The 1,755-nt window shown below is 65.1% G+C and carries 4 protein-coding genes; all 4 read right to left on the bottom strand.

The features are described 5' to 3' along the window. Window positions 1-55 precede the first annotated feature (55 nt). The 4 genes from BW970_RS20230 to BW970_RS20215 are packed head-to-tail and all read right to left on the bottom strand — an operon-like array spanning window position 56 to window position 1,667. Window positions 56-373 (bottom strand): hypothetical protein, encoded by a 318-nt coding sequence (locus BW970_RS20230; protein WP_229740581.1) that lies wholly within the window; start codon window positions 371-373, stop codon window positions 56-58. Next, a complete protein-coding gene (locus BW970_RS20225; protein WP_018065947.1) occupies window positions 363-641 on the bottom strand; it encodes a VirB3 family type IV secretion system protein in 279 nt (92 codons plus the stop codon). The genes BW970_RS20230 and BW970_RS20225 overlap by 11 nt, the downstream gene beginning before the upstream one ends. Window positions 642-666: 25 nt before the next feature. Then, window positions 667-960: a TrbC/VirB2 family protein gene (locus BW970_RS20220; RefSeq protein WP_076534758.1), complete on the bottom strand. Its 294-nt coding sequence runs from the start codon at window positions 958-960 to the stop codon at window positions 667-669. Window positions 961-977: 17 nt separating this feature from the next. Then, window positions 978-1,667 (bottom strand): lytic transglycosylase domain-containing protein, encoded by a 690-nt coding sequence (locus tag BW970_RS20215; RefSeq protein WP_200799328.1) that lies wholly within the window; start codon window positions 1,665-1,667, stop codon window positions 978-980. Window positions 1,668-1,755: the final 88 nt, after the last annotated feature.

Below are 1,755 nucleotides of genomic sequence, written 5' to 3'. Positions count from 1 at the left end.
GTCCTGTAGGTCGGGGGTGTAGGTCTGCTCATGTATCCCAGCTACCACGCTGGATTCATGAGATGAATCCCACACGGGATTTGTGCAACAGAGCCAGGTAGAAGGAGAACTCGGTCCCCACCTGCGCGACGATCCCGGCCAGGAGCCCGCCGATCCGGTCGAGATGCGCATCCTCGCTCGTGGTGCTGTTCACCCCTTCGAGACGGATACACTGCATCAGCTCGTTGCCGCGTGTCCGGATCGTCCGGTCGGTCACGAGGCTGACGTAAGGCAGCATGGACGAGAGCCGCTTCTCGCCCTTGACCCATGCAGGCATCGCGGTGAGCGGATCGAGCGTCTCCGCCACGTCATCGGCAATTCCATCACGGGGCATAGCTGTCACCCCCGTGAAGCTTGCGGTTCGTTGTGGGCGGGGTTTCCTGCAAGGTGATCACCAGGACATCGAGGAAGTTCGGATCCCAGTCCGCGGCCTTCCAGAGCGCCGGCCAGGCCAGCCCCGCGAAGACGGCCACCACCCAGCTCTGCACCCAGAGGAACAGGAGCGTCGACCCAAAAAGCCAGACCATGGCGTACATGATCGGCAAGCCCATCAGCTTGGGCGGCCTGAGAAGGCCGATGAACACGCGGGACTGGTCGGACATGGCCGAGACCTCCGGAAGCTCTGGCTCAGGTCGTCCAGATGGCAGCGACGATGGTAGGGGCTGCAGCGATGCCCGCGATCGCGACCACGACCCAGAGTGCCTGGCGGAAGTCGAGGATGCCGAAGAGCCAGGACAGGAACACGCCGATCAGCGCCAGCGTGCCGATCACGATGCCCAAGGGGCCGGTGATGGCGTTCACGATACCCTGCAGCAAGGTCTGGACCGGCGAGAGATCGATGCTCTGCGCCAGTGCGGGATCTGCGAGCACGATGAGCGCCATCGCGCCCATGAGCGCGCAAGTGACCGCGCGCGCGATCATGGGGGAAAGTCTGGATGTCACGAGAGATCTCCTCTGAGCCGCTGGAACACGGCAGTCACACGGGCCACATGGCCCTGGGTTTCGCGGAAAGGGGGAATGCCACCGTGGCGGGTAACCGCCTCGGGTCCGGCATTATAGGCGGCCAGCGCCAGTGCCGGATCGCCGAAGCGCTCGAGCATCATCAGAAGGTACCGGGCTGAGCCGTCGAGGTTCTGCGCGATGTCATGAGGATCGACGCCAAGATCGCGCGCGGTGCCGGGCATGAGCTGGCCAAGCCCGATGGCCCCAACAGGGCTCAGCGCGCGCGGATTATAGGCGCTCTCGACCTCGATGTTGGCGCGGTAGAACAACGCCCAATCGGTGACCGACAAACCGGCCTGGCGCAGGGCGCCATGGCTGCCATAGCGCAGCGCGGTGGTCTCGATGGCGTGGAGGATTTCGGGGGTGGCGCGGACAGCACGCGGTGTCACGGCCGCAACCTGTGCCAGCGGCTGATCTGCGTCCGACCGTTGCGGTCTTGCGAAAAGAAAGAGGCGGTCCGTCTGCGTCCCATCCGGGGCGGCGTCGGAGGTGTCGAACGCCCGCAGCGACTGCGTGCCGTTCGCGATATCGATCAGCTGTCCGTCGGGGCTGACCTGGAAGATGAAACCGTCGGCCCCGGTCTGTGCATGGAGGGCCAAGGGTGCGGAACAAACACCTGTACCCAATGCAACGACGAGCGCGAACGCGCGGTCAGTCGTCCTTGACCAGAACCGGGCCGGTCCGCGGCTGTGCCACGCGGCCAGGAGCGGCGTG

The sequence above is a fragment of the Gemmobacter megaterium genome, from assembly GCF_900156815.1.
In the GTDB taxonomy this organism is placed as follows: domain Bacteria; phylum Pseudomonadota; class Alphaproteobacteria; order Rhodobacterales; family Rhodobacteraceae; genus Wagnerdoeblera; species Wagnerdoeblera megaterium.
Note: the sequence above shows the minus strand (reverse complement) of the source record. Positions and strands in the feature narration are given on the sequence as shown.

Bases quoted from the DNA above. Each gene is read 5' to 3' on its own strand.
- BW970_RS20225 (WP_018065947.1), bottom strand. From the start codon at position 641: ATGTCCGACCAGTCCCGCGTGTTCATCGGCCTTCTCAGGCCGCCCAAG.
- BW970_RS20230 (WP_229740581.1), bottom strand. From the start codon at position 373: ATGCCCCGTGATGGAATTGCCGATGACGTGGCGGAGACGCTCGATCCG.
- BW970_RS20220 (WP_076534758.1), bottom strand. From the start codon at position 960: ATGATCGCGCGCGCGGTCACTTGCGCGCTCATGGGCGCGATGGCGCTC.